This is a genomic window from Candidatus Delongbacteria bacterium, assembly GCA_020634015.1.
In the GTDB taxonomy this organism is placed as follows: domain Bacteria; phylum CAIWAD01; class CAIWAD01; order CAIWAD01; family CAIWAD01; genus JACKCN01.
Genome location: JACKCN010000006.1, coordinates 15951 through 38531, shown reverse-complemented (window position 1 = coordinate 38531; position 22581 = coordinate 15951). Strand labels below are relative to the sequence as shown.

19 protein-coding genes are annotated in these 22581 nt (G+C 63.5%); 11 read left to right on the top strand and 8 right to left on the bottom strand.

Features of this window, described 5'->3' with window-relative positions; genetic code table 11:
- Window positions 1–50: 50 nt before the first annotated feature.
- A complete protein-coding gene (locus H6678_11715) occupies window positions 51–719 on the top strand; it encodes a sugar transferase (protein MCB9474470.1) in 669 nt (222 codons plus the stop codon).
- A gap of 34 nt (window positions 720–753) precedes the next feature.
- On the opposite strand, the gene H6678_11710 is transcribed toward H6678_11715, so the two are convergent.
- Both H6678_11710 and H6678_11705 read right to left on the bottom strand, forming a co-directional pair.
- A complete protein-coding gene (locus H6678_11710) occupies window positions 754–2070 on the bottom strand; it encodes an NAD(P)-binding protein (GenBank protein ID MCB9474469.1) in 1317 nt (438 codons plus the stop codon).
- Window positions 2057–3064: an NAD(P)-dependent oxidoreductase gene (locus H6678_11705; GenBank protein MCB9474468.1), complete on the bottom strand. Its 1008-nt coding sequence runs from the start codon at window positions 3062–3064 to the stop codon at window positions 2057–2059. Before H6678_11705 ends, H6678_11710 begins: the two co-directional genes overlap by 14 nt.
- Window positions 3065–3552: 488 nt before the next feature.
- Between H6678_11705 and H6678_11700 the strand changes: the two genes are divergently transcribed.
- On the top strand, window positions 3553–6168 hold the full coding sequence (locus tag H6678_11700) for a hypothetical protein (protein MCB9474467.1): 2616 nt from the start codon (window positions 3553–3555) through the stop codon (window positions 6166–6168).
- A gap of 110 nt (window positions 6169–6278) precedes the next feature.
- Here H6678_11700 and H6678_11695 read toward each other — a convergent pair whose 3' ends face one another.
- Window positions 6279–6938: a response regulator transcription factor gene (locus H6678_11695; protein MCB9474466.1), complete on the bottom strand. Its 660-nt coding sequence runs from the start codon at window positions 6936–6938 to the stop codon at window positions 6279–6281.
- Between the two features lie 35 nt (window positions 6939–6973).
- Window positions 6974–8797 (bottom strand): hypothetical protein, encoded by a 1824-nt coding sequence (locus tag H6678_11690; GenBank protein ID MCB9474465.1) that lies wholly within the window; start codon window positions 8795–8797, stop codon window positions 6974–6976.
- A 165-nt stretch (window positions 8798–8962) separates the two neighbouring features.
- Here H6678_11690 and H6678_11685 point away from each other — a divergent pair, with 165 nt between their 5' ends.
- From H6678_11685 to H6678_11675, 3 genes are all read left to right on the top strand, one after another.
- Window positions 8963–9964: a hypothetical protein gene (locus H6678_11685; GenBank protein ID MCB9474464.1), complete on the top strand. Its 1002-nt coding sequence runs from the start codon at window positions 8963–8965 to the stop codon at window positions 9962–9964.
- Between the two features lie 181 nt (window positions 9965–10145).
- Complete coding sequence (locus tag H6678_11680; GenBank protein MCB9474463.1) at window positions 10146–10370, top strand: zinc ribbon domain-containing protein; 225 nt, start codon at window positions 10146–10148, stop codon at window positions 10368–10370.
- Between the two features lie 197 nt (window positions 10371–10567).
- On the top strand, window positions 10568–13330 hold the full coding sequence (locus H6678_11675) for a T9SS type A sorting domain-containing protein (protein MCB9474462.1): 2763 nt from the start codon (window positions 10568–10570) through the stop codon (window positions 13328–13330).
- Between the two features lie 119 nt (window positions 13331–13449).
- Here the strand turns inward: H6678_11675 and H6678_11670 are convergent, their stop codons facing one another.
- The 4 genes from H6678_11670 to H6678_11655 all read right to left on the bottom strand — a co-directional run bounded on the left by H6678_11670 (window position 13450) and on the right by H6678_11655 (window position 18594).
- Window positions 13450–14343: a T9SS type A sorting domain-containing protein gene (locus H6678_11670; GenBank protein ID MCB9474461.1), complete on the bottom strand. Its 894-nt coding sequence runs from the start codon at window positions 14341–14343 to the stop codon at window positions 13450–13452.
- Window positions 14344–14564: 221 nt separating this feature from the next.
- A complete protein-coding gene (locus H6678_11665) occupies window positions 14565–15266 on the bottom strand; it encodes an SDR family oxidoreductase (GenBank protein ID MCB9474460.1) in 702 nt (233 codons plus the stop codon).
- 123 nt (window positions 15267–15389) lie between these two features.
- The gene (locus tag H6678_11660) at window positions 15390–16031 is read right to left on the bottom strand and encodes a hypothetical protein (GenBank protein MCB9474459.1); all 642 of its coding nucleotides are present in this window, start codon (window positions 16029–16031) and stop codon (window positions 15390–15392) included.
- Window positions 16032–16923: 892 nt separating this feature from the next.
- Window positions 16924–18594 carry a sigma-54-dependent Fis family transcriptional regulator gene (locus H6678_11655; GenBank protein MCB9474458.1) on the bottom strand — a complete coding sequence of 557 codons (1671 nt, stop codon included), beginning with the start codon at window positions 18592–18594 and terminating at the stop codon, window positions 16924–16926.
- Between the two features lie 256 nt (window positions 18595–18850).
- On the opposite strand from H6678_11655, the gene H6678_11650 reads away from it, so the two are divergent.
- The 6 genes from H6678_11650 to H6678_11625 all read left to right on the top strand — a co-directional run bounded on the left by H6678_11650 (window position 18851) and on the right by H6678_11625 (window position 22581).
- The gene (locus H6678_11650; protein MCB9474457.1) at window positions 18851–19234 is read left to right on the top strand and encodes a DUF4398 domain-containing protein; all 384 of its coding nucleotides are present in this window, start codon (window positions 18851–18853) and stop codon (window positions 19232–19234) included.
- 42 nt (window positions 19235–19276) lie between these two features.
- Window positions 19277–20140: an OmpA family protein gene (locus tag H6678_11645; GenBank protein ID MCB9474456.1), complete on the top strand. Its 864-nt coding sequence runs from the start codon at window positions 19277–19279 to the stop codon at window positions 20138–20140.
- Window positions 20141–20277: 137 nt separating this feature from the next.
- Window positions 20278–20427: a lmo0937 family membrane protein gene (locus H6678_11640; protein MCB9474455.1), complete on the top strand. Its 150-nt coding sequence runs from the start codon at window positions 20278–20280 to the stop codon at window positions 20425–20427.
- A 54-nt stretch (window positions 20428–20481) separates the two neighbouring features.
- A complete protein-coding gene (locus tag H6678_11635; GenBank protein ID MCB9474454.1) occupies window positions 20482–20961 on the top strand; it encodes a hypothetical protein in 480 nt (159 codons plus the stop codon).
- A gap of 150 nt (window positions 20962–21111) precedes the next feature.
- The gene (locus tag H6678_11630; protein MCB9474453.1) at window positions 21112–21615 is read left to right on the top strand and encodes a DUF3996 domain-containing protein; all 504 of its coding nucleotides are present in this window, start codon (window positions 21112–21114) and stop codon (window positions 21613–21615) included.
- A gap of 249 nt (window positions 21616–21864) precedes the next feature.
- A complete protein-coding gene (locus H6678_11625) occupies window positions 21865–22581 on the top strand; it encodes a pirin family protein (GenBank protein MCB9474452.1) in 717 nt (238 codons plus the stop codon).

Genomic DNA, 22581 nt, shown 5'->3' with positions numbered 1-22581 from the left:
GGATCATGCCACCGCTGGCATCCCGCTCACGAATTGTCATCTTGGGCCCCATGGCTGTTCATCAATCGGATCTTTCCAACGCCGCGCCCCAGGTCGTGCCGCTTCCTTCGGGCTGGTACTTCCACTGGGGCAAGCGGACCCTGGACAGCCTGCTGGTCTTGCTGACCCTGCCGCTCTGGCTGCCCCTGCTGTGTCTGCTGGGCCTGGTGGTGCTGCTTGACAGCGGCCGGCCCGTGCTGTACAGCCAGGCCAGGATGGGACATCAGGGCAGGCGCTTCATTCTCTTCAAGCTGCGCACCATGACCGCCGGCGTGAGCGCGCCGCCGGGCGCGCTCTTCGAGGGCTGGACCTACCACGCGGATCCACGGATCACACGCTGCGGCCGTTTCCTTCGCCGCTTCCGGCTGGACGAGCTGCCCCAGCTGTTCAATGTTCTCCGAGGTGAGATGAGTCTGGTCGGGCCGCGCCCCGAGCCATGGGAGATCGCCCGTGCGCTTTCCGCCCAGATCCCTGGCTATTCCCGTCGCCATCTCGTCAGGCCCGGCCTGACCGGCCTCTGCCAGCTGTCGCCACGCTATCTGGAGTTCGGCACGATCGACCAGTCACGCCGAAAGGCCGAGCTGGATCTGGTGTATGTGGACACCCTCTCCCTGGCCACCGATCTGAAACTGCTCTGCCGGACTCCGCTGGCCATGCTCCGACTGGGAGGAGTGAGCTGACCCGCCTCGCCGGGTGCACGCAGCACAGCGCCCATCACATGCCCGGCACGCTGCCCAGCAGACTCCTCAGCTGGCCGCCCCGCAGGAAGGCCGCTGTCTCCAGCCCCGTGGCCAGCGCGCCTTCGATGTCCATGTAATCCCAGCGTCCATAACGTCCGATCGGATGCACGTGCCTCTCGCGCAGATGCTCAAGAATCCGCCGGACCCTGGCCACGACGCCGGGCTCGAAGAGCACATAGCCCGCGGGAATCCGGCGGACACGGTAATGCACCACCCGGGTGCCGGCCAGCATCCCCACGCGCCTGAGCGCCCCTTCGACCTCGTCCCTGACAAGAGGCTGGGCCGCGGAGCTTTCAAGCAGCAAGGCCGAATGCCCGGCCGGGCACAGCTCGGGTGAGACATGCTCCAGCCGGGTCAGCCGATAGAAAGGAATGTCGGGGTCGGGAAAGTAGCTCCACTGGCCGGCCAGGGCATGTTCCTCGCCCTCGATGCCCACCTCGGCCACCTGGAGGGGCACCGCTTTAAGGCTGCGCCCCAGGGCCGCGATCTCGTGATCCAGATCCGGAATCAGCGCCAGCAAGCCCGGCAGAGGGATCGAACTGACCAGCTCCCGATAGGCATAGCGCTGGCCGGAGCTCACCTGCAGCACTCGCTGAGCCAGGTCCAGGTGGACCACCTGCTGGTTGACGAGGATCGGCGACTCGGCAAGCCCGACCGCCCCGTGGCAGAGCGTCTCGATGCCCAGGGTGCCTCTGGGATAGGCCAGCTGGCTTCCGGCCGCACCCGCCGCCACCGTGTCTCGGCTGCCTTCCAGCACCCGCTCGCGATCGCCATCGGGGATCAGCCAGGTCATTCTCTCGCCCTCGAGGCATTCAGGCCCCACCCCGTAGAGCTTGAGGTTGTACGGGTGGAAGAAGTGCTCGTAGAAACCGGGACCGAAGTTCTTCAGCAACCAGTCTCGAAAGGTCCTGGTATCCTGGGCGGTCGCCCAGGGGTTGTGGATGTACCCCTCCAGGCAGGCCTTGCGGATGGCTTCGGGCAACTGCCCCGCGTGATACTGGTACGGGTAGTCGAGCTGGACTCCGGCCTGCCAGACATGGTTGATCCGCGGGAAGTGGTGAAAGCCGTCCGGACAGAGCAACTGCGCGAATCGCCAGAGTTCGGGATCGCGGAAGCGCAGCACATGGACGACCGAATCGAAGATGAACTCACCCACGCGGAACACACGGGTCAACCCGCCCGGACGATCGGCCGCCTCGAGCGTGAGGACATCCCGCTGATCCTGCAGAAGCGCGCGGCAACCCAGCCCACTGATGCCGGTTCCGACGATCAGGACATCAGTGGATGTCATGACTGAGCGACAGCTGCTGGATCATCGTGGCACGCAGACCCTCGTCCAGGCCGACGTGTGGTCGGTAGCCCAGAATCTTCTTCGCCCGGCTCAGGTCCGGCGTGCGGTGCCAGGTGTCGTCGAATGCGCAGGAATAGAAGTCCGGGCACTCCACGATCGGCAGGGCCGACTCGAGGCAGTCCAGTTCCTGCGCGATCCGGATCAGCCGGGCCGCGAGCTGGCGGATGCTGAGGCCGTCTTCCCCGCCGATGTTGAAGACCCAGGGCTGATCCGCGGAGCCCTTGCGGGCATGCTCGAGCGCCAGCAGAATGCCGCGGATGGTGTCGGAGTAGTGACAGAATGCCCGGATCTGATCGCCGCCACCGTGCAGCCGGATCGGCTCGCGGTGGCGAATGTTCTCGATGAACTGGGGCACCACGCGGCGCGGGCCGGGAATGTCCATCTCGGGGCCATAACAGTTGAAGACCCGGATGATGACTCTGCGGCAGGCGGCAAGGGCGATCAGATTTTCTTCGAGCGCCTTGATCTTGGGATAGATCCAGCGGTTGACCAGAGGATGCTCATAGACCGTCAGCTGCTCTTCTTCCATCGGTCCCGAGTACAGACGGGAATGCAGCCCATAGATGTCGGCCGAGGAGGTGAAGAGGATCACCTGTGACGGCGACAGCGCTTCCGTCACACAGAGGGTCCCCTGAAGATTGAGCATGGTCGGCACGACCTGGCTCATGGTCCGCTCCACGCCCACCACGCTGGCCAGATGCAGGATGGCATGGTGTGACCTCACCAGGGACTGGCAGAGTTCCCGGTCAAGCGTGGATCCCCGAATGCAGTCGATGCCCGCGTGATCCAGTTCGGGCACATCGAAGCGGCTGCTCTCGGCCGACAGATCGTCGAGTACCGTGACCTGCCAGCCCGCCTCGGCGAGCGCGCGGCTCAGATGGCGTCCAAGGAAACCGGCGCCGCCGGTCACCAATGCACGGTCGTTGATCTTCATGCAGTCTCCAGCAGGATCGCGACTGGGGCCCTGCCGCCGTCCGTCGTGCTCAAGAATCGGGGCCGGGACTCGAGACCATATGGTACGCATCCTGATCGCTTTGACAAAAGAGAAACCGCAAGGCCAGAAGATTGATCGCCGGGACTGCTCAACAGGGTCGGGCCAAGGTCCCCGCTGCCGACTCCGGACATTCGCGTGGCCGATTCGTGCGGTACTTCCACAGACAGTTCGCCGTCTCACAGCGTGTCCGGACTCCGACCACCGCACTTTGAGTCAGCCCGCGCTCCCGGTCAGCGTGTGGGACACACATGCCAGTGGTCAGCATTATCCGGAATATCGAACTGTCTGTCATCGATTCGGGCGGAAATTTGTCCATTGAACGGTCTTCAACAGTCACTTCCGCGAGAAGGGAGCGTGGGACTTGCGAATCATGATAACCGGGCTATCTTGCAGTCCCCAACCAGACACACACAAATCCGGAAGACTCCATGACACTGCTGACACGCACTGCCAGTCTGATTGTGCTGCTGATTTTCATCACGGTTCCGGGCCACAGTCTCTCCCGGATCACATTCACCAACTCCATGGGCCAGACGCTGGGAACGCCCGTCGTTGGCACCCTGAACTCCCTGTTCACCTACTCCTATTCAGGCAACACGATTTACGCCACGGCCCCGGCCGGCGCAAGCAAAGCCCTGATCGAAGTCCTGGATGAAGAGCTCATCGAGTCAATGGTGGATGTGCGGGTGGGCAAGCTCAACATGGACCTGGTTTTCGAAGGGCACTCCATCGGAGCTCTGATCCCCGCGCCCGGGTTTCCCGATGGTCAGCTGCTGCGCCTCTCCACGCCCCCGGAGGTCGCTCCGGCCAACCGGGTGCTGATGGTGAAGAACCTCGGCTTCGGTCGTGACGACTTTCCGGTGCCCGTGGGGCTGCTGGTCCGTGCGGCCGTGCATCCCTTCGCCCGGATTCAGGTGCTCAACTGCCATTTCACCGGGTTCAGCGCCAACGGCATCTATGCCCAGGACGCCGACACGGAACTCTCGATCAACGGCTGCACATTCGATTGCCTGGACCCGGAGACATCAATCAAGATGATCCGCTTCTCGGGCACCAGCACCGAATCCAGCCTCCGGCGTACCCAGATCCAGAACTGCCAGTTCACCGTGCAGCTGCGCTCTCCGGGAAGACTTCAGCCGATCACGGGCATCTATGCATACGGCGCAGTGCCACGGCAGCTGGCGTTGATGAACAATGTCTTCCGTGGATTCTTCGCCAACGCTGTCTACATCAATCAGCTGGGGCTGGGCTCCGCATGGATCCTGGGCTGTGATTTCGAAGGTCTTCCGGTCGGGGAGCTGGCACCCGATCTGCCCGCGTCGATGGTGCGTGCGGTGTCGCTCTCCAGCCTCGAGGAAGGGCAGGTGCAGTACTGCCGATTCCATGCCGTGGCCGAGTGCGCGGTTTACCAGAATGATTGCGTGAACGCCCTGGTGCTGAACAATGTGATCACCGACTTCGGCGTGACCGATGCCGACGTATCGCTGCCCTCCGGATTCGAGATCCGCAAGGTCAATGCCGGCCATTGGAATCCCGATGCGATCGAGAACCTGTTCGCCGAGTATCATCAGAACCATGTCAACGATGATCAGGCGGAAAACGCGCTGACGAACCTGTTCTACGAGCAGACGGCGATTCTGATCACGGGGTCGGGTACCGCATCCTCGCGGATCGCGGACAACAGCGTGATCCGCTCGGCGGGCATGGCCATCAACATGCAATGCGGCGTCTCGGAGACCCTGAGAACCTATGCCCACATCGTATCCGGAAATCTGATCAGTGATGCACTGAATTCTTCCATCCGTGTGATCAGCAGCAATACCGAGGTATCGGGGAACACGATCATCAGCGCCATCGACCCCGAGCTCTACCAGCGGCTGCTCGATCGCTGGGGCTGCGATTCTTCGGGCACTCCACGTACCTTCAATGCACTGTTCCAGAACTCCTGCCTGATCGTCGTCCCGTCCGAGGATGGGACCCGGCATGTGCGAATCGCGAACAACGTGATCCAGCGGGCGGCGACGGCCATTCTGGTCGAGGGACACGGTCTCGAGCCCAATGAGATTCCGCTGGGTCTGGAGATCCACGACAACATCATCGACGTGACGCTCGAACCCTACATCCGCAACTACGTGGTCGACAACCAATGCCAGGACAGCCTGCGGATGACCTTCTCGGAGTGGCGCGGCATCTGGGTCAGTGACGCCCAGGATGTCAGCATCCTGCGCAACCGGGTCCACAATGGCCATGTGATTCGCTCGCATGGAGAGGACTGGTACGTGGGGGGCATCGGCATCCAGATGGATGGCGTGTCCTATTCGGAGATCCGTGACAACCTGGTCGATGGTGTCACATGCGCCCTCGCGCTCGCGACCTACATCAACTTGTCGGGGCATGTCCCCAACATGCGCAATCTGAACTGCGCCGACAATGTGTTCCACAACATCCAGGGGCACTCCCTGCCGGCCCGGACTCCCACCAAGACGCATTACCTGCCGGCCTTCAAACTGGGCATCTTCGATGGATCCATTGATACCGGCATGCCCACCGTCTGTGATTTCTCCAACCTGACGGTTCGCAACAATCTCTTCATCTGGAATCTGGACGATGACCCCCACGCCTCCAGCTCGTTGGCCCAGCAGCATTTCAACATCGGCTATCCTCTGCGAGGGCCGCTGCCCGAATGCAGTCTCCCAGATGCCCCGGAGCACTCGGGCTTCAGCTTCAGGGGCAACAAGGGCAATCTCGGCGGCCGCGAGGACCTGCCGCTGATTGACAATCAGTCCCTCCTGGTACGCGGTCAGGACACCTGCAACATGGATTACCCCTCCTACACCCTGGCCGAGCAGAACCAATTCTGGGCCGAACTCCAGTCCTGGAATCCGGGATCCATCGTCAACTCCCAGCTCAACCGGCCGGATTCCGAGTTCGTGCGTGTGCCGTCCCATCCGGGCTTCGACGAGGTGCGCATCGTCAACGCGATCGGCGGCCCCGAATCGGTCAGGATCTCGATCCCGCCCTATACCAGCGTTCTGGCACCCTGAGTTCAGCGATCACGGATGCATCACAACGAACTGCCGCACATCGAATGAGCACCGGATTTGCCACGATTGCTGTGATCCAGAACGTTCCACGCGCGGAGACGGCATCCAGCTCAGAGCAGGCCCAGCTTGCGGGCCTTGTCGATGGCGGGGATCCGGCCGCTGACCTCCAGCTTGCGGTAGAGGTTTTCGATGTGCTTGCGCACGGTGGCGGGCGCGATGAACAGGTTTGACGCGATCTCGCGGTGGGTCAGGCCGGTGGCCAACTGGGCCAGCACGGCCAGTTCGCGCGGGCTCAGGATGGACGTGTCGGCAGACTGCCCGGTCGGCACGCGCGTTGGATCACGCAACAGCGCCAGGGTGCGTCCGGTCACGGCCGCCGAGAGGGCGCCCTCGCCGCGGGCCACCGCTTCGATCGCCTCCAGCAGGCGATCCGGCGGTTCGTCCTTCAGCAGATAGCCTGCGGCTCCCGCGCGCACGGCCTCCGAAATGCGGCGTTCATCATCGAAGACGGTCAGCACGAGCACCCGGATGTGCGGGTGGCGTGCCACAAGCTTTTCGGTGGTCTGGATGCCATCCAGCACGGGCATTTCGATGTCCATCAAGACCACGTCCACGGCGGCATGCTCGGCCAGGCGCTCCAGCAGCAGGGCTCCATTGGCGGCATGAAAGAGGCAGTTCAGCCGTTCGGGAAACAGCGCCAGCTTCTCCAGGATCAGGGCCGCCAGACTGGAATTGTCTTCGGCCAGTGCGATGCGCAATGGGTGGCTCACCGTGGGTCCTTCTGCTTGTTTGCCGACAGAGTGCGTCACAGGTCAACTTCCGGTCTTGCCCGCTCCCGATCAATACGCCGCTTGCCCCATACGATGGGAAACACGCACCGAATCCGGGTCCCGTCGGCATCGCTGGTCAGCCGGAACTGCCCGCCATGTTCCTCGCAGCGCGCGCGCATGCTCATCAGACCACTGCCCTGGGTGCTGAGTCCCGGGTCAAAGCCGCTGCCGTCGTCGCATACCTCAAGCCAGATGCCTTGGGTGTCGCTGCCCAGCGCCAGTCGGATCCTGGTGGCGTGCGCGTGCCTGAGGGCGTTGGAAACCGCTTCCTGGGCCACGCGCAGCAGGGTCAGCGCCTGAGCCGCGCCGATCTCGCAGTCGTCCAACGACTCCGGCAGCTCCGGCTCGGCCAGCTCGATCCGGGTCAGGCCATCACGGTCGGAGCGCTGGAAGAGCTCGGCCAGCCGATCGCGGACCTGGGTCAGACTGGTGTGTTCCCGCTGCATGGCCCAGACGGTTCCCCGCAGTTCCGCCAGTGTGTGACGCCCATAGGTGCTCAGCTCCTTCAGGCGTTTCGCGAGTGGGTCAGCGGGCATGCGCCACCCCAGGGTATCCAGCGTGCCCACGAGAAAGGTCAACTGTGAGCCGATGTTGTCATGCAGTTCGCGGGAAATTCTCAGGCGCTCGGCCGCCAGTCTGCGCTCATTCTCGGCCCTGCGGGTCTGCTCCCTGAACGCCAGGGCCTGCCGCTGTCGCTCACGCTTGAGTTTCAACTGCCAGAGCCCGACAAGGAGCAGCACAACACCCAATAACAGCAGGCTGACCAGACTGACCAGCAGACGATCGCGCCGGGCAAGCGCCAGAGTATTCTCGGCCAGCAGGCGGTCCTTCTTCTCGGTCTCGAATTCCAGTTCGAGGGCAGATATCCGGGTGTCACGTTCCAGGGTCTGCATGCTGTCACGCCAGACCTGAAAGGCTCGCTGGCTGTTCAGCGCTTCGCGATAGTCTGCTTTTTGCTCATGGATCTCCGCCATTTTACCGTAGCAGTAGCTCATCAGGTATTTCTGTTCGCTGGCCCCGGGAATGGCGATCGCCTCGCGGTAGCGCGCCAGCGCGGAGTCCGGCTGGCCTTCGGCCAGCCAGGTGTCACCCCAGAGTACCGTGTTCTCGATGCGTCCATACTGGCCGGATTCACCCCGGCGCAGGCGGTCGGACCGGGTCAGACGCGCCCGGGCCATGCCGAAGTCACCGGCCAGCGCATCCAGGCCGGCGAGGTGATTCAGGCAGAAGGGCACGCCGCTCGAGTCCGGGCGCAGAGTGGCCAGGTCCAGCGCGCGCTGATAGAACACGCGTGCGCTGTCCAGGTCGCCCTGCATTTCCTGCAGTACCCCGTAGTTGTTGTAGAGGGCTTCCAAGGCTAGGGAATCCCGATCCTGCTCGGCGATCCGGATTCCGTTGCTCATGTACTGCAGTGCCCGCGGCAGATCCCGCTGCTTCTGACCGTAACCCAGTGAGCCCCAGATGCGGGCCAGCGCGTGGCGATCCTCGAGCTGTTCATACAGTCGAATCGCCTGCAGTTCCGCCTCCACACTGGCGTCCAATTGCCCGGCCAGCCGCTGGGCCAGCCCCAGACTCTCCAGTGCCCGGGCCTCGCCTTCAGGATAACCCAGCTCCCGGCTTTGCTGCACCACGGAACGATACAGCTGGATCGAGGGCACGATCCGGGCGAAGATCCGCTCGGCACCCAGGGCATTGCAGGAATCCACGAATTGGCGGGAGGGCTGTGCGGCAAGGGACCCGGCCAGCAGACAGAATCCGGTCAATGCCAGCCACAGGGTTCCGGAAGATTTTCGATTCATGCGCGGCAAGGTATCGAATCCAGCCAGCGAGGCCCGCGCCCAGAATACGCCATCTGCCGAATGTTGCGGAAATCGCCCGGGAGTTAGGTTTGGCCAAAGCTGAAAACAGCGAGTGGGCCAGCCCTCTCGAATGCTTCTGAACACCCGATCGAAAGGAATGCTCCCATGTCACCCAAATCCTTGCTGCTGTTGTGCCTGCTCTGCTGTGCATCCTTCGCCGGCGCCAAGAATCCCGAGAAGGACCTGACAGGCAATGACCTGTTCGACAAGCCGGACAAGCAGTTCGAGTTCATCAATCTCAAGTACCTGAGCAAGGGCGAGGCACTGATCGTGCCCACTCTGTACCTGGACGTTCTGACCTATGGCAAAGGCACGGCCAGAGCCGAGACCTCGGGCCTGCAGGCCATGCGCGGGAAAGAGCAGAGCACGGTCAAGGCCACGGCCGAGGCGATCATTCCGCTGGATGGTGCGCTCTACCGCCAGCTGGCCAGCCAGCTCTACGACGATTTCGTGACCCAGTTGCGCGCCCAGGGCTGGACCGTCTACACCCAGGAAGACGTCAAGGACGACCCGATCGTGCAGAAGATGAAACTGCACACGCCGGACAAGGACTTCGGCGAGCCCTCGGTCAAGTGGACCGACGGGATCACGAAGAAGGAGTACCTGCGTTTTGCTCCCGAAGGCTTCCCCGTGTTCGAGAACAATCTGACCGGCCCGCTTTTCAAGCTGAAGAAACTGGCGGCGCAGAAATCCGCGACTCTGGTGCTGCCCACTCTGGGTTTCGACCCGGCCCAGTTGCAGCTGAGTGCCGAGCGCGGCTACTCGTCGCTCAGCGCCAGTGCGGGCGTGGCCCCGGAACTGATTCTGGCCAATGCCTCGTACGCGTTCCTCAATCCGAAGAACGCGGGCGGTGCGATCTACGGAAAGGAAATCTGGCAGGTGCTGAATCCGGAGGCGGGAGTCCTGGTCGAGCAGAAGGATGCCTCACCCGAGTTCGCCAACGCCCTCAGTGCCGCGTTGAGTGCGCTCAGTTCATCCGGGTCCATTTCCAGCAAGAAGGGTCAGTATGTGATCCAGCCCGACAGGCAGGTGATGACGACCGAGATCCTGCGGGCCGGGGTGGCGGCCAACGACATTGCCGCACGTGCGATCGGACTGTATCACTGATTCCTGGTACAGGTCATCGGCCCCGGGCACACGCCCGATCCAGCCCGGGGCCGGTTGCCTGCCCGCAGGAATATCTGACCGGACCGGGCGGATCGATGCGCACGGACAGCACTTGCCTGAATCACTGAATAGTCATATAGTAGGCGGCCTCTGACGGGAGAGGCCCCAACCAGGATGTGTCATGCCTCGATACGACTATGTCTGCCCGGAAAACGGCCGCACGCTGGAAGTCAGCCATGCCATGAGCGAGCACCTGGACACCTGGGGCGAGCTGGCCCGCATGGCCGGTGAAGATCCCGGGGACACTCCGGAGACCAGTCCCGTGGAGCGGGTCTTCAGCATTCCCATGTTCACCACGTCCGGCAGCTCGGGCTCCGGATCCTGCGGTCCCAGCGGATTCTCCTGAGGCTGAGACGGCGCCCGTCGGGCGCTCTGCTCCACTCTCCGGACATCACACCATTCCTTGCCGCGGCGAACTCCCACCAGGTGCCACCTGTCACAGGTGTCGGCAAAGTCAGCTCCCGATCCTCCGATACTGCGGACAGGCTTTCACAGACGAAAGCCTCCCTTCAGCCATGAAGGGCCTGCAGAAAGGAGTGTCCCATGTTTCGCATCCGTCCCACCCGGATCTCCCCCCCGCTTGGCCTGTTGTCCTGTTGCCTGCTGCTTGGAGCCTCTTCCGCGTCGGCACTGAGCCTTCAGATCCTCGAGGAGTCCCGACCCCTGCGGGACACGGATCTTGCCCTCACCGGGCAGTACGCACGCGACGAATGCATGGCGGTACTGCTTCAGGGCGACACCCTCTACTATGGAAGTGGCAAGGTGCTCGAGGTCAGGCTCCTGCTCGCGAACGGCGACAACCAGGTGCTGGGCAGCCGCCAGTTCGAGGAAGGCATTCGCGAACTGATCCTGGACGGGGACCTGCTGGTGGTGAAGACCCTCAGCACCGTGCAGCTGCTGCGCAACCAGGCCCCCAATTTTCCCCGCCAGGGCGTGCTGGAAAACTGGAGCGGGTTCCCCTTCACCATGAAGGTTCACGACGACGCGCTCTACCTGGCCACCTACAATGGTGTGGATGTGTACGACATCGGCAATCTGCAGTCCCCTGCGCTGGTGACCACACTCCACGGTGGCCAGCCCTGTTTTGACCTGGAAGTCGGCGACCAGACCCTGTTCGTCAAAGGTCGCCTCGAAGGCAACCAGTATGGGCTGTCTTCCTTTGATCTGGGCAATCCGCTGGACCCGGAACCTCTGGGCATGATCCTGACCGATCCGGCCAACCTGCAGGGTTTCTGTCTGCGTGACTCGATTCTGTTCTCGCTGGCTGGCCTCACCCTGACCAGCTACGACATCAGCCAGCCGGGCGAGTTCCAGGCCATCGGCAGCCTGCCGCTGGGCAGCATGAGCTACATGGTGAATGCCGCGCCCGACCAGCCGCTGGTGTTGCTGAATGACTATCTCAGCGGCGCGAGGCTGCTGGATGTGAGCGATCCCATCGCGATCCAGTCCCTGCCGCCGCTGGGCACCGATCCCATTCTGGCGATCTCGGTCTCCTGGGAAAACCAGCGCCTGGCGCTCTCCTCCCAGAGCCGTGACCTGGCCATCCTGGACGTGAGCCAGCCCTCATCGCCCCAGGTGACACATCTGGTGGATCACGGGGGTGGCACGGCCCGCGAGCTGGCCCTCTGCGGTCCGGTGCTGGCCGCTTCCTACCAGGGCGGCACGGTGCGCCTGCTGCAGGGTGACAGCCCCGACGCCCTGGCGGCCCGCGAGCGCCTGACGGGCTTCTCCTGCGCCCCCCTGCTGGCGGCCTCCGGGACTTTGCTGGCGGCAGCCGACAGCCAGCACGTGGCCCTGTTCCGGGTCGAGAATGATGAGTCCTCCGCGCTGCTGGCCAACCTGAACCTGAACGAGATGCCCAGCGACATCGCCCTGGGCTCCAACTGGCTGGCCGCGGTGAACCCCGCCGGACCGATCCAGATCTGGAACCTGAGCATCCCCGAGACCCCTGTGGCCTTGCCGGAGGCGGCGCGTCCGCTGGCTGGCGTCGCAAGACTCGCGGCCTGCTCGCAAGGTCTGCTGGTGTGGCAGGCGTCCAGCCTGTTCCTGCTCGATCCGCAGGATGGCAGTCTGCCTCCGCTGGGCCTGGCCCTGGGCAGTGCGATCCTGGACCTGGCCGTGGACGGGGAGACCGCCCTGCTGGCCCTGGCCAATGGCCAGAGTCGGCTGGTGTCACTCAGCTCCGATGCGCTGGTCGTACTGGGCAGCGCCAGCACACCCGCCGTGCAGCGGGTCGCGCTGTCCGATGGCTGGGCCTGGATCCATACCCCTGATCATCGCTGGCAGCTGCTGGATGTCAACGACCCCCAGGCACCCGTGTGGCACGAAAGCTGGATCGATCCCGAAGCCTACATCGGTTCGGTGGCGATGTCCGGACACACGCTGTTCAGTACCAATGTCAGCATGGGCATCCTGCGCCTGCGCAACACACTGGCCAACCATGCTCCGCAGTGGAACGCCCCCGAAGAACTGTTCTTCGAGGAGGACGGCACAGGGTTCCTGTCCCTCGCCGGCAGCCTGGTCGACGCGGACCTGGATCGCTTCACGCTCCAGATATCCCCCAGCGAGAACCTGCAGGGCCAGCTCGTGGGTGAGCAGCTGCAACTCACGGCAAGCGCCGACTGGAACGGGCAGGAGACTCTCGAGCTGCTGGCGTTCGATGGCTACGGCGAGGACGCGGCCGTGCACCCGCTGGTGGTCACGGTGAGTGCGGTGAATGACAGCCCCCTGCTCCAGGCCTGCGGGCTGGACTGCAACACCGAGCTGGCTCCGGAAGAACTGTCCGGTCTGGGCATTCTGGCCGAGGATGTGGATGGCGACAACCTGGAGCTGGTCTGGCTGGCCGATGGCGAGCCCTTCGCCCAGCAGAGCCTCTTCCCCCAGGACCTGGGACAGTGCCTGGAGTTTCCGCTGGATCTGCTTCCCGCGGGGGCGAGCGTGATCCATGCCCAACTGGCCGACGGGGAATTCGTGGTGAACGAGAATGGTGAGCTCTGCGCCTGGACCCTGACGGCCACGGGCGTGGAGTCCGCCGTGCTTCCCGGCAGCTGGCGCCTGGACAACGTGGTGCCCAATCCCTTCAATCCCAGTACCCGGATCGTGATCCGCGCCGGTTCCGCCGGCTCGGCCCGCCTGGCCGTGTACGACCTTCAGGGCCGCCTGCAGGAAGTCCTCTGGCAGGGCCCGCTGGCCAGTGGCAGCCATGCCTTCGTCTGGCAGGCCGGCTCACGCGCCTCGGGCATCTACCTGGCGGTCCTCGAGACCAGCTCCGGACGCCAGGTCCAGCGGATGACGCTGCTCAAATAAACCCGGCTTCTTCCTGCTCGACACAGAAACGGGCGACCGGTGCAGTACCGGTCGCCCGTGTGTCTTTTCCGCGCATCGTCCGGGGAATCACCGAGATCTGGACTCCCCCGCTGAGCGTGTCACTTGACCAGCAGCATGCGGCGCGACTCCCGCTGGCCGCCGGCCTCGAGGGAGTAGATGTAGATCCCGCTGGCCAGGCCCGTGCCATCGAATGTGACACTGTGGCTGCCGCCGGAGAGCATGCCGTTCACCAGCTGCGCCACACGCGTGCCCTGCAGTGAATACACATCCAGGCGCGCCGGCCCGGTGTCGGCCAGGCTGAAGTCGATGCGCGTCGAGGGATTGAAGGGGTTGGGCCAGTTGGGAGCCAGCTCGAAGGCCAGCGGCAGATCTTCGGTGGCCGCCGCGGCCCCGGGCTCGATGCCGAACTGCGCGCTGAAGATCAGACCACCGGGCCCGCCCAGATCCACCGCATTGATGTAGAGCCAGTTGGAGCCGGGCTGAAGCATGCCGCTGACATCCAGCGTGTGCTGGAACTGCCCCCCGAATCCCCCGCCGTTGCTGCCGGCGACCGGCAGTTCGTTGAGATACACTCCCACATTCGGACCCCACCCGAGGGTATTGTCCACCGCATAGTGCAGCACCAGCTGGCTGCTGCCGATGGACGCGGTGGACACGGTGAATTCCACCGCATACAGCGCGGTTGCGCCTTCACCGGCCCCACCGAAACTGGTGGAAATCCAGCGTGCCTGCGGATCGGCGGGCAAGGTGGAAATCCAGGCCCCGTGGTTGGCGATGATGCAGCCCGGGTTGCCCTGGCGTGCGGATTCAAAATCCGCGGCCGTGAAGAGATTGGCAAATCCCGTATCCGCGGGGCCGACCAATCGGCTGACCTGGCTGTCAAATTCCCCGATGTTGCCGTTGCCGCTGCGGACCGTGATGGTTTCGGTGGCGAAGGCCGCTGTGGTGCCGATCAGGCACAGAACGGCTGCGCGCCCCAGAATGCTGGCCATTGACATAGGTCTCCCCCTTGATGCCTCGTGTTGTTGTGCTGTGTTGTTGATCTTGCTGTGCCCTGTGAAGGCCTGCACAGGATCAAGAACTCGGCCAGGAATGGCAAGCTTTTTCTGGGTCCTGAAAAAACACCCGCTCGTCCATCGCGGGGCCCGGTGCCACCCGGGGTCCGGACTCCGGGGCACAGCGGGACAAACCCCACCAGGCGCCGGCCCGGCCACTACCAGGGATTGGTGGCCCAGACGCTGAGTTCGGGAATCATGCCGCGGTCGTCCATCTCAAGCACGCTGCGGATCGCGTGGGCGATTTCGTCCGGGGTCAGTTTCTTCTCCGTCAGGGGGCGCTCGACGCGGTCGTCACTGGCGAAGGCGGTGGGCACTTCGCTCGGATTGACCAGCATCACGCGGATGTTCTCGCGACGCAGCTCGGCCTGCCAGCATTGGGTCATGGCGCGCAGGGCGAACTTGCTGGCGGCGTAGATGCTGCCGCGGGCGAAACCGTTGAGCGCCGCGGTGGAACCGATGTTGACGATGTGGCCGCGCCCCTGCTCGCGAAAGAAAGGCAGCACGGCCTGGGCCATCAGGGCGGCTCCAAAGACATTGACCCGGAAGACCTGCTCGAAGTCCTCGAGGGTGAGCGCGTCCAGCGTGCGGAACTCGCCGATGCCGGCATTGTTCACCAGCACATCCAGCCGCCCGAAACGCTCGCGGATCGTGGCCACGGTCTTCTCCACATCCTCGGCCCGGCTCACATCGGCCACGATCGCGGTGGCGCCACAGTCGGCAGCCGCCGCGGTCACGCGCGCCGCGTCACGCCCGGTGATCAGCACCTTCGCGCCCGCTGCCACCAATGCCCTGGCTGTCGCCTTGCCCAGACCGAGGCTGCCCCCGGTCACCAGAATCACGGAATCCTTCAGTGTCATGATCTGCCTTTCTGTTGTGTGTGCCAGAAGTACAGAAATCCCGAGCTGGATCCCGCAGGGAATCCCGACCGAAGCCGATCCCTGAGAGAACTCAAGGTGCAATTCCAGTGCTGGCCCTCCATGTCAACCCACGCCCCAGGGGGGAAAGATTTCCGTTGCGTCCTTCGTGAGATCCTCGAGAAATCTCGTCAGCATCCAGTCCGTGAAGCGGACAGTGCTCGTCATCACGGTCGGGTCGAACTGGTGGCTGTTGTAATGACGTGAGTAGGCAATTCGCCCGGCGCGATCGACGATGCAGATCTGCCCGCCAATGACCATGGTCGCCGCCTTGTTCCTGAGGATCTCGATGAAGACGAACCGATCACCGCTCAACGAGTGTTCGCGGACCCATCTGGCATGCAGGCGATCGCTTCGATTCGCGTGGCGCAGCTGGTTGTGTCCCATCGGCTCGAAGGGGATATCGGGGATCTCCCATTCCGCACGGGCCAGGGGAGACAGCTCGTGTTGCAGGAAAGCGACGGCGGCCAGGCAGGCCAGCGTGTCTGGATTGGCTGCGGAACCGACGCGGCTGGTCTGCGGGGCGAAGACCAGAATCGAACTTCCCTTGATCTCCGTCTTCAGCGAGGAGAAGGCCTCCCGGCTGACCCTGAGTTCCGACTCCTTGGCACCCCCGAAAGCACGCGCCAGAGGATAGAGCAGGACAGAACACTCCGCAGACGTGGAGATCAGGAGCAGCAGCAGGAGCCATCGATTGAAGGGACGCATGATCATTCCTCCCGGAGTTGAGTACCGAATCACGGCTGCCGGACAGGTCATGGCGCGTGTCCGCACTCGTACGGCATCCCTGACGGACAGTGTCAACAAGCCCCCGGCGCGGGAATGCAGTGGCGAACACCGTGAACAATCTGAGTTTCACCCAAGTGTCGGACTGGCGCATGGCCACATCGGTATCCTTCGATGAGTGTCATCTCCGATCGGATCCCTGGGATGAGCCACTCTTCTCCTGCTTGAATCTCGAACCGTCAATGCTGTGTTTCACAACATCATTCTCCGCCCCGGCCCCCCGGAGCGCGCAGGAGCCAAGCAGTCAGGCGTAAACCAGAATCAATGCCAGGCTCGGAGCTCCACAACGGATCGAAACGCGGTGAGCAGCTGACCTGACCATGAACCACTCCCGGCATCAGATGCCCGTCGCTGTGTCTGACGACCACTGATCCCGCCGTTGCGACTGCGGCTGTCCGACACAAGTGGTAGCTGGTGGCGGTGTTTGCCGACACGAACTCATAGCTCACTGTCGGGCGTACATTTCACTGTGGAGGAATGGAATCAAGATCTCAATGCCACAGTCGAAATCCAGCGACTGGTAGAGGATTGCAGGAGCTCGCACTGAAGCAACCCGGGAGGCAACCCGCGGTCCGGGGGCAGGCTTCCGGGGGCCCGGGCATCTGTATCACCGAGCAGCACCAGACCCGTGGCGGGTGCGGGAGTGCCCTCACGGAAGAGTTGGGATCCGACAGCTTCGGGAACGGGTGTCCACTCTAGCCACGCCGACGCCCGGGCAAGATCGACCGCGATGCTCAGCAGCACGCTATCGAGGGGATCGACGGACCGGGCAATGGTGCAGGCATTCTTGCAACCATGGTGTGTCCGGACAGTCTCAGCCCAGCGGGGCATCGGAGGTGGTGGAATCCTGCGCTCCGGGGCCGACTCCATAACTCTTGAGCTTGCGGTAGAGGGTTGCCGAGCCGATCTGCAATTGGGCGGCCGTGCGTGTCTGGTTGCCCTCGTTGTGCTTGAGCGCGGCGAGAATGTAATCGCGCTCCAGATCCGCCAGCGGGCGCACCGAATCCAGCGAGGCGTGAATCAGTGAATCACGCTGGTGAATTTCCTCGGGCAGGTCCTCTTCGCCGATGCGGGTGCCCCGGGTCAGGGCGACGGCGCGCTCGATGGTATTCTCCAGTTCGCGCACATTGCCCGGCCAATCGTAGCTCAGCAAGAGGTCGGCGGCCTCGGGGGACAGTCCACTGATCTTGCGCCCCAGGCGAGTCGCCGCACCTGTCAGCAGAATGCGCGCCAGCGGGAGGATGTCCTCGCGTCGGTCGCGCAGGGCCGGAACCCGCAACTCGACGACTCGCAGCCGGTAGTACAGGTCCTGGCGAAATGCGCCATCGGCCACGCTCAGCGAGAGATCGCGATTGGTGGCGGCCACGATGCGCACATCGATCGGACGGTTGCGGTTCTCGCCCACACGGCGGATTTCACGTTCCTGCAACACGCGCAGCAGTTTGACCTGCATTCCGGGTGACACATCGCCGATTTCGTCCAGCAGCAGAGTTCCGCGGTTGGCCGCCTCGAACAAGCCCGGCCGGTCCGAGCTGGCCCCGGTGAAGGCGCCGCGCGCATGGCCGAACAGCTCGCTTTCCAGCAGTGTTTCGGTGATCGCCCCACAATTGACGGCCACGAAGGGGCCCGCGGCACGGGTCGACTCTTCGTGCACGAGGCGCGCGATGCGTTCCTTGCCCGAACCGCTCTCCCCCGTGATCAGAAGTGAGGCGTCCACTTTCGCCACGCGGCGAGCCAGGTCGACCAGTTCCAGCATGCGCTTGCTCTTGGCAACGGTTCCCGAAGGTTCCACCACGTGGCGAGTGACACCGCGCAGCGCCCGATGGCGTGCCTTGAGCTTCAGTTCCACGGCCTTGAGGGTTTCGGTCACCCGGTGCAGCGATACATCAAGACAATCCTGCAACCGCCCCGCCTCGAAGAATGTCAGTTCATCGCGTCGTTCGTCACCCCATTCCGCGCGCGTGCGCCCCTGCAGGTGACAGCCCGCCTGCCCCCGTCCCAGGCAACGATCCTCAAGCACGAAGATTTCCTCGCCCTCGATGTGGCTGGCGTATCCGCTCATCAGGCCGGAGATCGTCCAGCAGACGGGCGACTCCGCTCGCCCGAAGTGCAGAAGGTGTTGTTCGGCTTCGTAGGATGAGAGCAGCATGGCCCCATCGCGACTGCGGGGATCTTCGCTGCCATGCTCCACCTGGAAGAGGCCTTCCAGCATGCAGAGTCGTGGGCCGGCGCGTCTCCAGTCCAGTGAGCTGGTCCAGGTGAATTCGCGCCGCATCGCATCGGCCATGCGCCAGCCCTGGGCGAATCCGAACTGGGTCAGCACCGTGCGGGCGGCTGTCTCACCGAAGTTTTCAACCAGATACTTGCGCAACAACCCCATCGCGGTGGCATCAAGCAGCACCGCACGCTGGCCTGCGAAACGAATCAGTCCGCCCTCGGGATCCAGCTCGAGGAGTTCCTTGTGGTGCAGCTCCTCGACACGCATCGCTCGGCCCTTTCCATCAGATTGATTGACCACCGCGGTCAATATGAATGAAGATGAGCAGGAATCCCTCCTGAATCTCGTCAGTTGTTGCGTGATCAGCTTGGCTGACGCTCTTGGCCTGATTGATGCATGTGATGCACGAGTGCACCAGCCTCCGCGACACTCGGCAACCAAGCGAGAGCCCGGCTGGCAAGACGACGCGGCACTTCGGCCGCATCGTTTCCGAACAGGCTGACTCAACCATCAGGAGGACATCATGGAACACACGTGGAAAGCTGGATTCGGTCGATTGGCGCTGATCATCGCGGCGGTGGGGCTGCTCGCTGCGTGCTCAAGCGTACCGCTGCGCAGTGAGAAATCCACCTCGGCGATCAGCGCCGCGGAAGCTGTGGGGGCTTCCTCGGTTCCGCAGGCCGCACTGCACCTGCAGCTGGCCAGGGAACAACTTGAAAAGGCTCGCAGCCTCGCCTCCAGAGGCAAGGAAGAGCTGGCGGAATCCATGCTGCAGCGGGTCGTCGTCGACGCCGAGCTGGCGGCATTGCTGGCAACTGAAGCCACCCAGAAGGAAGAAGCCCGCGCCGCGATCGAACAGGTCAGGCAGCTTCGGCAGGAAAACAAGCTCGCCCCGATCATTCGCTGATCCTGTGCGACACTCATCATCCAGATCATCACGGAGACTCCCATGCATATCTCGAAGACCTTGCTCATGGTCGCTTGCGCCGCTCTGCTTGGCAGCTGTGCGGCGACCGTTCCCCAGGAACTGTCGGACGCCCGCAGTGCGAATCTGAGGGCCAGCAATGGCCAGGCCGCCGACGTGGCGCCCGTTGAATTGCATCAGGCCGCGGAAGCACTGCAGAAAGCCGAAGCGGAATTCAAGGATCATCCCAAGTCCGCCGAAACGCGCGACCTGTCGTACATCGCCCAGCGTCGCGCGGAAATCGCCGAAGCGACTGCGTCGCTGGAAGTCGCGAAGAAACACCAGGCCGATGCCCAGGCGGATCTGCTCGCCTCGCAGAGCGAAATCGCCAGAACCGCGCAGCAGGATCTGGCCCAGGTCAAGTCCGAACAGGCAGCCACGAAGCACAGTGATGCGCTGGCCGCAGAACGTCGTGCCCGCACCGAAGCCGAACAGAATGCCGCCGACGCTCTGGCGAAGCTGGCGGCCGTCAATGAAGATGCCCGCGGCATGGTGATCTCGCTGACGGGCAGCGTGCTGTTCACCACCAACCAGTCGACCCTGCTGCCGTCGGCGACCGCTCGCCTTCAGCAGGTGGCGGCCGTGCTGCTGGAATCACCCGAGCGCAACCTGCTCATCGAAGGGCACACCGATTCACAGGGCAGCGACAGCTACAACCAGACTCTGTCTCAGGCTCGCGCCGACCGCGTGCGTGACCTGCTGGTACAGAGCGGCTATCGTTCCGCACTGATCAAGTCCAGTGGAATGGGCGAAGCCAGACCCGTGGGCGACAACGCCACCGCCGAAGGTCGTGCCAACAATCGGCGTGTCGAAATCGTGATCGTGCGCCCGGACACAAGCCAGCGCTGATCCTGCGTGATACGTGCGCCTGCGTGCGGGTCAGCACCGCGGAAATGTCCGCTGCACCGGGTTTCCGGTGCAGCGGCGCGGTGACGCAAGCGCTCCGCGAACTGCAATCCTGATCCAGGACACCCGGGGAGAAAAGCATGTTGATGACTCTCGCCATCATTCTGATGCTGCTGTGGCTCACGGGACTGATCACGTCCTACACGCTTGGCGGATTCATCCACGTGTTGCTGGTGGCTGCACTCGTCGTGATCATCGTGCGGCTGATCCAGGGCCGGCGCGTGATCTGATTCATGCAGCGTCCGTCCGTCACGCACACAACCGACACACCAATGGAGAACCTGATGACATACCCGATTCAAGCACTGATGCTCGGCATTACCTTGGCACTCATGCTGGGCTGCTCGTCCGGCGACAGCAAGCCCGGCGCAGTCACCGTGCCCCCCGAGACCACGGCTTCCAAACTGGAACTGGCCAATCAGGCGCAGAAGGAAGCCGACGTGGCCATGGCGGACTATACCTATGCGCGGAAGGCCGAATACATTGCCCTGATGAAGCAGGAACTGGCCGTGATCCAGACCGAACTGGACCGATTGGAAGCCAAAGTGGATGCAACCACGGGCGCGGAAAAAGCCGCGGCCAAAACTCAGCTTGCCGCCGTGCGCACGCAGTGGACTGCGGCACAAGCACGGCTGGATGAGGCCGAAGCGGCCAACGAATCGACCTGGAACGACTTGAAGCAGGTCTTCAGCACCTCGTATGATGCATTGAAGACGTCCTTCGAGACCACTCGCCAGTGGATAAGCGACACGATCGAACCCTGATCAGCGGAGGCTGGACACCCGCGGTGTGCACTGGACGACCAGCATCACGACACCGAGGGGTCCGGCTTTCGACAGGCGTTGAGATCCAGACCCGACAACAACCGGCCAGCGGCCGAACCAGCCGTGGCACTGAGCACGAAAGAAGAAGACATGCGCACCAAAACAATCTGGCTGACTGCCCTGGTGGTTCTGGCCACCGTCAGTGGAGCGCGGGCCGTTGACGGATTGGGCGTCGGCCTGATCCTTGGCGAGCCTTCTGGCATCAGCATCAAGAAATGGATCACCAACGATCGCGCCTTCGACGCCGCGGCGGCCTGGTCGATGTCCGAGCACGAACGATTCCAGTTTCACGCGGACTACCTGATTCACACGTTCGGCTGGTTCAATCCGGGCGTCCAACCGGGGAAGTTGCCGTTCTACTACGGCATTGGCGGACGGATCAGGCTGGCCAACGACAACTATCGCTACTGGCACGATGAACGCTACCACTCGGACAGAACCTCGGTCGGAGTGCGCGTGCCGTTCGGGATTGAGTACCTGGCCGCGTCGGCCCAGCTGGAGTTCTTTCTTGAAATCGTGCCGGTACTGGACCTGGCCCCGGATACTCATGTGGGGGTCAACGGCGCGATCGGTTTCCGCTACTATTTCCGCTGATTCACGGGCCTTTCCGGGCCGCCATCCATGACCCCAATCGCGCAGCGCCCGACCCTGCACCGGCTGTTGCAGCCAGGAGCACGACATGAGCATCACAGTTCGAGCCGGACGATCGCCGGCACCGAACACCCCGGGGCCTCTGGAACCTGAGGTGCCCCTTCGGACCGACCAGACGATTCCCGTTGCCCACGTTCGTTCACACGGAGGCTGCCTGCTGCAGAACCGCGCACCCCGGCGAGGAGCTCCCCGATGATGATGCTGCGCCGGGCCGAACAACGGTATCACGAAACCACTGCCGACCGTAACTCCTGGTACAGTTATGATCCCCGGCGCCTTGCCCCTCTTCTGGCGCTGGGCATGGGCGAGCTGCCGAAACTTGCCGAAGTCCTGCTGGCCCCGGGTGCCCGCATGCCCGCCTGGGCCAACGGGCCAGCCGAGATCCTGACTCATGTCCTCGAAGGGACTCTGGCGCAGGCGGACGCAAGCGGACATACCGGTGTACTCCAGACCGGCGAATTTCAGCGGATGAGCATCGATGCGCAGACCAATCTGGCAGAACGCAACGCCTCACCGACAGCGGTACTGCGGGTTCTCCGCCTCTTCATGCAGCCAGCGGGACCCGAGCTGAGCACGCGCCGCGAACAGCAGCGCTTTCCCTTCGCCACTCGCCGCGGAGTGCTGCGGCTGATCGCATCCGCGGATGGACACAAGGATTCCCTGCAGATCCGACAGCCCGCGGACGTCTATGCCAGCACGCTTGACGTGGGGCGCAACCTGATCCACGCCCTCTCACCCGACCATGTGGTCTGGCTGCACATCCTGCGTGGCGAAGTCACTCTGGACGACCTGGTACTGGACTCCGGCGACAGCATCGGTGTGGCCCTGGAACCGGCAATCTCCTTCCGCGCACTGGACCTGAGCGAGATCCTGCTGCTTGATCTGGGTCCCGTTCCATCGGTGGCGTGA

Excerpts from the sequence above, each read along its gene's own strand:
- H6678_11715 (MCB9474470.1), top strand. The coding sequence starts at position 51 with ATGGCTGTTCATCAATCGGATCTTTCCAACGCCGCGCCCCAGGTCGTG.
- H6678_11710 (MCB9474469.1), bottom strand. The coding sequence starts at position 2,070 with ATGACATCCACTGATGTCCTGATCGTCGGAACCGGCATCAGTGGGCTG.
- H6678_11705 (MCB9474468.1), bottom strand. The coding sequence starts at position 3,064 with ATGAAGATCAACGACCGTGCATTGGTGACCGGCGGCGCCGGTTTCCTT.
- H6678_11700 (MCB9474467.1), top strand. The coding sequence starts at position 3,553 with ATGACACTGCTGACACGCACTGCCAGTCTGATTGTGCTGCTGATTTTC.
- H6678_11690 (MCB9474465.1), bottom strand. The coding sequence starts at position 8,797 with ATGAATCGAAAATCTTCCGGAACCCTGTGGCTGGCATTGACCGGATTC.
- H6678_11685 (MCB9474464.1), top strand. The coding sequence starts at position 8,963 with ATGTCACCCAAATCCTTGCTGCTGTTGTGCCTGCTCTGCTGTGCATCC.
- H6678_11680 (MCB9474463.1), top strand. The coding sequence starts at position 10,146 with ATGCCTCGATACGACTATGTCTGCCCGGAAAACGGCCGCACGCTGGAA.
- H6678_11675 (MCB9474462.1), top strand. The coding sequence starts at position 10,568 with ATGTTTCGCATCCGTCCCACCCGGATCTCCCCCCCGCTTGGCCTGTTG.
- H6678_11670 (MCB9474461.1), bottom strand. The coding sequence starts at position 14,343 with ATGGCCAGCATTCTGGGGCGCGCAGCCGTTCTGTGCCTGATCGGCACC.
- H6678_11665 (MCB9474460.1), bottom strand. The coding sequence starts at position 15,266 with ATGACACTGAAGGATTCCGTGATTCTGGTGACCGGGGGCAGCCTCGGT.
- H6678_11660 (MCB9474459.1), bottom strand. The coding sequence starts at position 16,031 with ATGCGTCCCTTCAATCGATGGCTCCTGCTGCTGCTCCTGATCTCCACG.
- H6678_11655 (MCB9474458.1), bottom strand. The coding sequence starts at position 18,594 with ATGCGTGTCGAGGAGCTGCACCACAAGGAACTCCTCGAGCTGGATCCC.
- H6678_11650 (MCB9474457.1), top strand. The coding sequence starts at position 18,851 with ATGGAACACACGTGGAAAGCTGGATTCGGTCGATTGGCGCTGATCATC.
- H6678_11645 (MCB9474456.1), top strand. The coding sequence starts at position 19,277 with ATGCATATCTCGAAGACCTTGCTCATGGTCGCTTGCGCCGCTCTGCTT.
- H6678_11640 (MCB9474455.1), top strand. The coding sequence starts at position 20,278 with ATGTTGATGACTCTCGCCATCATTCTGATGCTGCTGTGGCTCACGGGA.
- H6678_11635 (MCB9474454.1), top strand. The coding sequence starts at position 20,482 with ATGACATACCCGATTCAAGCACTGATGCTCGGCATTACCTTGGCACTC.
- H6678_11630 (MCB9474453.1), top strand. The coding sequence starts at position 21,112 with ATGCGCACCAAAACAATCTGGCTGACTGCCCTGGTGGTTCTGGCCACC.
- H6678_11625 (MCB9474452.1), top strand. The coding sequence starts at position 21,865 with ATGATGATGCTGCGCCGGGCCGAACAACGGTATCACGAAACCACTGCC.